The organism is Streptosporangium sp. NPDC002721, assembly GCF_042888905.1.
Classification (GTDB): domain Bacteria; phylum Actinomycetota; class Actinomycetes; order Streptosporangiales; family Streptosporangiaceae; genus Streptosporangium.
This window is the reverse complement of the sequence record NZ_JBIAQI010000077.1, coordinates 1-5,741: the sequence shown is the minus strand read 5'-3', so window position 1 is coordinate 5,741 and position 5,741 is coordinate 1. Positions and strand designations below refer to the sequence as shown.

Below are 5,741 nucleotides of genomic sequence, written 5' to 3'. Positions count from 1 at the left end.
CGGGTGGGGCTGACGGCGACCTCCAGGGCGAGGGCCAGCACGCCGGCCAGGGCGAGCAGCAACACTCGCCACGCCGTTCCTCGGGGAGGGGACAGCAACAAGAGTCACTCCTAACATCGTTCGCCGTTGACGTCGAAGTGGTCGATGTCGGGTAGTCCGGCCGTGGTGGTCGGGTCCAGACAGATGGTGTCGGTGTCGGTGTCGGCGTTCAGCGGGACCTGAGGGTGGCGGGAGGCCCGTCTCTGTATCGACATGCTGGCTCCTTGCATGGCGCCTGTGAGAAGGGGTTCGCCCACCCCGCGGGGCCCGGCCGTCCCTGACAGGGGCATGCAGGCGTCGGGGGTCGGCGTGGAGACACGACGAGGTGCATCAAGGAGTGTTACTGCAGGACGGAAAAGTGTCAATCGTCGATGCGGCCGACGACGGCCGGCATGTGGGACGGGGCACGGAGGGTCTAGCTCGCGTCGCGGCGGACGCCCGCGGCCATGTCCGCGACCGTGTGCGCCTGGATTTCCGGGCAAGGCCCGCCCGTGGCACGGGCCGCCGCGGCGCGGACGTGGTCCTGCGCGGGCCCAAGGAGCCCGTCGTAGACCTGGACGAACAGGTCCCGGGCGCGTCCGCGCGGCCAGTCGGGCGGCATGAGGACAGCGGGAAGCATCGGATCGAGCACCGGGAAGCGACGGTAGATGTCCATCACCTCCGTGCGAGCCCGTACCGCCGCGGCACCGGTCACCGCGCCAGCGGCCATCCGAGGCGCCAGCGGGCTCCACCGGTCGATGAAAGTTTCATATTCCTTCGCGATGGCCGCCAGGTCCCAGGCCTCGACCGGGCTGCGGTCGCACTCCGCCTCCAGTTCCAGGTGCCGCGCGCGGAACATCGTCACCGAGCCGAGGGCCACGGCCGCCAGCTCCGCCCGCCCGTTGGGCCAGGGGGGATCGGGCGAGATCCACACCCCGTCGTACAGCGGGGCGTAGCCGTTCCAGCGCAGGTGCTCTCGCAACGCCCGCCGCCGCGTGCTCTCCTGTTCGGGCATGGAGAAGACGACGACCGTCCACGAACCGTCCCAGGAATCGGAGTCCGCGCCGACGGCGGCGATCGCGGTGCCGCCGTTGGACAGGTCGGCCGCGGCGCCCTCGGTCAGGCGGTACGAGCTGTACCGCCCCTGCCGGATGCCTTCCAAAACTCCCCGGCGGACCAGTCTGCTGATGGCCGTGCGCGCTGCGCCGCCGCTCACGCCGAACTCGCCCAACAGGTCCACGATCGCCCCCGAGGGCAACCAGGCCCGGGTGCGCAAGGTGTGGTCGGCGATCAGGGTCACCGCCAGGCCCTGGGCCGAACCGCCCGACCGCCGTGGCGGCGGTTCGGTGGCGGCCTCGGGGAAGATCTCCTCGATATCGAACGGGCGTACCACGGTGCGCTCCCCGACACGAACGGTCACGACCGTCCCGACTTTACCGGCCGGGGAGATCACCGGATCACGCCCGCGGAGAGGTTGAAATTTTCACGTTTTAATTTCATGCACACCGCGACGACCGGGGGTGTGACCTCGGCCGCGGCGGCGGCGCGGCGCTCACGGCCGTCTAGGAGCGAAAAATGTGGCGTTGACTTCCTCGGTCAAGGCTCTCTATGGTCTGGCCACCGCACCCCTCCAACGCAGTGATGGGCAGGACATGAAGAGATCAGGACCACTCCGGCGTTCAATGTTAACGTTAACATCGATCTTCGCAATAGCGGCCCCGGCAGTGGTCGTCACACAGATGCCGGCCCAGGCGGCGGTGGCCTGTCGGGTGGACTACGCGGTGGCCTCGCAGTGGCCGGGCGGGTTCACCGGTAACGTCACCGTGCGCAATCTCGGCGACCCGGTCAACGGCTGGCGGCTGACCTGGAACTTCACCGCGGGCCAGCAGATCTCCCAGGCGTGGAACGCCACCGCGACGCAGAGCGGGACGGCGGTGACGGCCACCGACGCCGGCTACAACGCCGCCATCCCCTCCGGCGGCAACACCACGTTCGGCTTCAACGCCACCGGCACCGGAACCGGCTCCACCCCGGCCGACTTCGCGCTCAACGGCGTCCCCTGCACCGGCGCCCCGGTCACGCCGACACCCACGCCGACCCCCACGGTGAGCCCGACACCGACGCCGACGCCGACGCCGACAGGGCCGACGACCCCGCCGGCCTCCTACCCCGCTCCCAGTCGCGTCACGGGCGACGTCGGCGTGCACGACCCCACGGTGGTCAAGCGACCCGGCGGCGGTTACATCATGGCCCACACCGGCAACAACGTCGCCCTGAAGACCTCCACCGACCGCGTCAACTGGCGCAACGCCGGAAGCGTCTTCCCGGGTGGCGCCCCCTGGACCACCCCCTACACCGGTGGTGCTCTCAACCTGTGGGCACCGGACATCTCCTACCACAACGGTCAGTACTACCTGTACTACTCCGCCTCCAGCTTCGGCTCCACCAACTCGGCGATCTTCCTGGCCACCAGCCCCACCGGGGCCTCCGGTTCCTGGACCGACCGGGGGCTGGTCATCTCCACCACCGCCTCCAGCAACTACAACGCGATCGACCCCAATCTGATCGTCGACGACCAGGGCCGCTGGTGGATGTCCTTCGGCTCCTTCTGGTCCGGCATCAAGCTGGTCGAGCTGAACCCGGCCACCGGTAAGCGCCTGGACACCACGATCCGCAGCATCGCCGCCCGCTCCGGCAGCACCGCGATCGAGGCGCCGACCATCGTCAAGCACGGCAGCTACTACTACCAGTGGGTGTCCTTCGACCGGTGCTGCCAGGGTGCCGCCAGCACCTACCGGGTCATGGTCGGCCGCTCCACCAGCGTCACCGGCCCCTACGTCGACCGCAACGGCGTCGCGATGACCTCCGGCGGCGGCACCCAGGTGCTGGCCGGGCACGGCTCGATCCACGGCCCGGGTCACCAGGACGTCCTGGCCGACACCGACGGTGAGCTGCTGATCTACCACTACTACGCCAACAACGGCGCCTCCCTTCTCGGCATCAACCGGATCGGTTACGACTCGGCCGGCTGGCCGTTCGTCTACTGACTCCGATCCGTCAGGAGTGATCATCATGCGCCTTTCCCCAACGCGCGCCATCGGGGCGGCCCTGCTTCTCGGCGCCGCCGTCGCCGTACCGGCCGTCACGGCCCAGGCGGCGGTGGCCTGTCGGGTGGACTACGCGGTGGCCTCGCAGTGGCCGGGCGGGTTCACCGGTAACGTCACCGTGCGCAATCTCGGCGACCCGGTCAACGGCTGGCGGCTGACCTGGAACTTCACCGCGGGCCAGCAGATCTCCCAGGCGTGGAACGCCACCGCGACGCAGAGCGGGACGGCGGTGACGGCCACCGACGCCGGCTACAACGCCGCCATCCCCTCCGGCGGCAACACCACGTTCGGCTTCAACGCCACCGGCACCGGAACCGGCTCCACCCCGGCCGACTTCGCGCTCAACGGCGTCCCCTGCACCGGCGCCCCGGTCACGCCGACCCCCACGCCGACCCCCACGGTGAGCCCGACACCGACACCCGGCCCCCGCAACACCTTCACCAACCCGATCAAGTCGCGGGGCCCGGATCCGTGGCTGACCCAGCACGGAGGGTACTACTACCTGGCCACCACTACCTGGAACTCCACCATCACCATGCGCCGCTCCCGCACGCTGGGCGGGCTGGCGACGGCTCCCGACACCGTCGTGTTCAACCTGGCGGGCAGGGCGAACGGCTGCTGCAACATGTGGGCTCCGGAGTTCCACCTGCTGGACGGGCCCAACGGCAAGCGCTGGTACATGTACTACGTCGCCGGCCAGAACGTCGCCGACTTCAATCCCACCCAGCGGCTGCACGTCCTGGAGAGCGCGGGCACCGACCCAATGGGCCCGTACACCTTCAAGGCCGACCTGGGCGGCGACTGGCAGCTCGACGCCAGCGTCCTGCGGCACGGTAGCCGGTTGTACCTGATGGGCACCTACAACCCCGGCACGCAGAGCCTGTTCATCACCCCGCTGAGCAACCCCTGGACGATCAGCGGTTCCCGGGTCAGGCTCTCCTCACCCACCTACGCCTGGGAGCGGCAGACCGCCGCGGTGGCCGAGGGGCCCGAACCGCTGTACCACAACGGCAAAACCTTCGTGATCTACTCCGCCAGCGCCTGCTGGGGCCCGGACTACAAGCTGGGCATGCTCACCCTCACCGGCGCCGACCCCCTCAACCCCGCCCACTGGACCAAGCACCCCACCCCGGTCTTCCAGCGCAGTGACGCCAACAGCGTCTACGCCCCCGGCCACAACGGGTTCTTCACCTCCCCCGACGGCACCGAGGACTGGATCGTCTACCACGCCAACAGCTCGGCGGGCGGCGGCTGCGACATGAACCGCAGCACCCGTGCCCAGAAGTTCACCTGGAACGCCGACGGCACGCCGAACTTCGGCACGCCCGTCCGGCTCGGTACCACGCTGACGTCCCCGTCCGGGGAATCGGCGAGCTGATCGGACGACGCCGGCGCGAGCCTCGCGCCGACATCGACGCTCCCGGCACCGCTCCGGGCCCGGCGACAGGGCGGCCGCCTCCGGCACCCGCCCGGCGCCGGAGGCGACCACTCTCACGGAACGTCACCACGCGAGGCCGGAACCGAGGAAGACAATTCCGCACAAACCAGCAGAATCAGATGTGATTGGGCAGATATGAAACGTTTTATTCATCTGGCACGGAGCCGCGCGATGATCGGCGGTGCCGTGTGCGCGGTGATCCTTGGCGGGGCCGCCATTCAGGCGCCCGCCTCCGCAGCGGTGTCCTGCCGCGTCACCTACGAAATCGCCAGCCAGTGGGGGGGCGGCTTCGGCGCCAACGTGACGATCAACAACCTCGGCGACCCGGTCAACGGCTGGCGGCTGACCTGGAACTTCACCGCGGGCCAGCAGATCTCCCAGGCGTGGAACGCCACCGCGACGCAGAGCGGGACGGCGGTGACGGCCACCGACGCCGGCTACAACGCCGCCATCCCCTCCGGCGGCAGCGCCTCCTTCGGGTTCAACGCCTCCTGGAACGGGTCCAACCCCGCCCCCGCCTCCTTCTCCCTCAACGGCACGGTCTGCGACGGCGGCACCGCCTCGCCCACCCCGACGCCCACCGTCTCACCCACTCCCACTCCCACCCCGACGCCCACCCCGACCCCGTCACCGCCCCCCGGTGACGCCAAGCAGGCCGAGGACCTGGACCGCGGCCTGATCAGCGTCCGCTCCGGATCGGGCAACCTGGTCTCCTGGCGGCTGCTGGGCACCGAGGCCCGCGACACCTCGTTCAACGTGTACCGGGGCGGCACCCGCGTCGCGACCGTGACCAACTCCACCAACCACCTGGATGCGGGCGCCGCCGCCGACGCCTCCTACACGGTGCGGGCGGTCAGCGGCGGCACCGAGGGCCCGGCTTCGGAGACCTCGCTGCGGTTCGGCAGCGGCTACCTGGACGTGCCGATCACCCCGCCCTCCTCCGGCCACCACGCCAGCGACGCCGCCCCCGCCGACCTGGACGGCGACGGCCGCATGGACATCGTGCTGAAGTGGGAGGCCAACAACGCCAAGGACAACTCCCAGTCCGGCGTCACCGACCCGGTCTACCTCGACGGCGTCAAGCTGGACGGCACCCGGCTGTGGCGGATCAACCTGGGCCGCAACATCCGCGCCGGGGCGCACTACACCCAGTTCCAGGCCTACGACTACGACGGCGA

The 5,741-nt window shown here is 70.0% G+C and carries 5 protein-coding genes; 3 read left to right on the top strand and 2 right to left on the bottom strand.

The window, feature by feature from the left end:
* Positions 1–110: 110 nt before the first annotated feature.
* Positions 111–254 carry a hypothetical protein gene (locus ACFYWM_RS44515; RefSeq protein ID WP_389927899.1) on the bottom strand — a complete coding sequence of 48 codons (144 nt, stop codon included), beginning with the start codon at positions 252–254 and terminating at the stop codon, positions 111–113.
* Positions 255–454: 200 nt separating this feature from the next.
* On the bottom strand, positions 455–1,438 hold the full coding sequence (locus ACFYWM_RS44510; protein ID WP_389927897.1) for a PaaX family transcriptional regulator C-terminal domain-containing protein: 984 nt from the start codon (positions 1,436–1,438) through the stop codon (positions 455–457).
* A 304-nt stretch (positions 1,439–1,742) separates the two neighbouring features.
* On the opposite strand from ACFYWM_RS44510, the gene ACFYWM_RS44505 reads away from it, so the two are divergent.
* The 3 genes from ACFYWM_RS44505 to ACFYWM_RS44495 form a co-directional block, all read left to right on the top strand.
* On the top strand, positions 1,743–3,065 hold the full coding sequence (locus ACFYWM_RS44505; protein WP_389927894.1) for a family 43 glycosylhydrolase: 1,323 nt from the start codon (positions 1,743–1,745) through the stop codon (positions 3,063–3,065).
* 25 nt (positions 3,066–3,090) lie between these two features.
* On the top strand, positions 3,091–4,503 hold the full coding sequence (locus tag ACFYWM_RS44500) for a family 43 glycosylhydrolase (protein WP_389927891.1): 1,413 nt from the start codon (positions 3,091–3,093) through the stop codon (positions 4,501–4,503).
* Positions 4,504–4,734: 231 nt separating this feature from the next.
* Positions 4,735–5,741 (top strand): cellulose binding domain-containing protein (locus ACFYWM_RS44495; protein WP_389927888.1); only part of this gene is annotated, 1,007 nt, incomplete at its 3' end.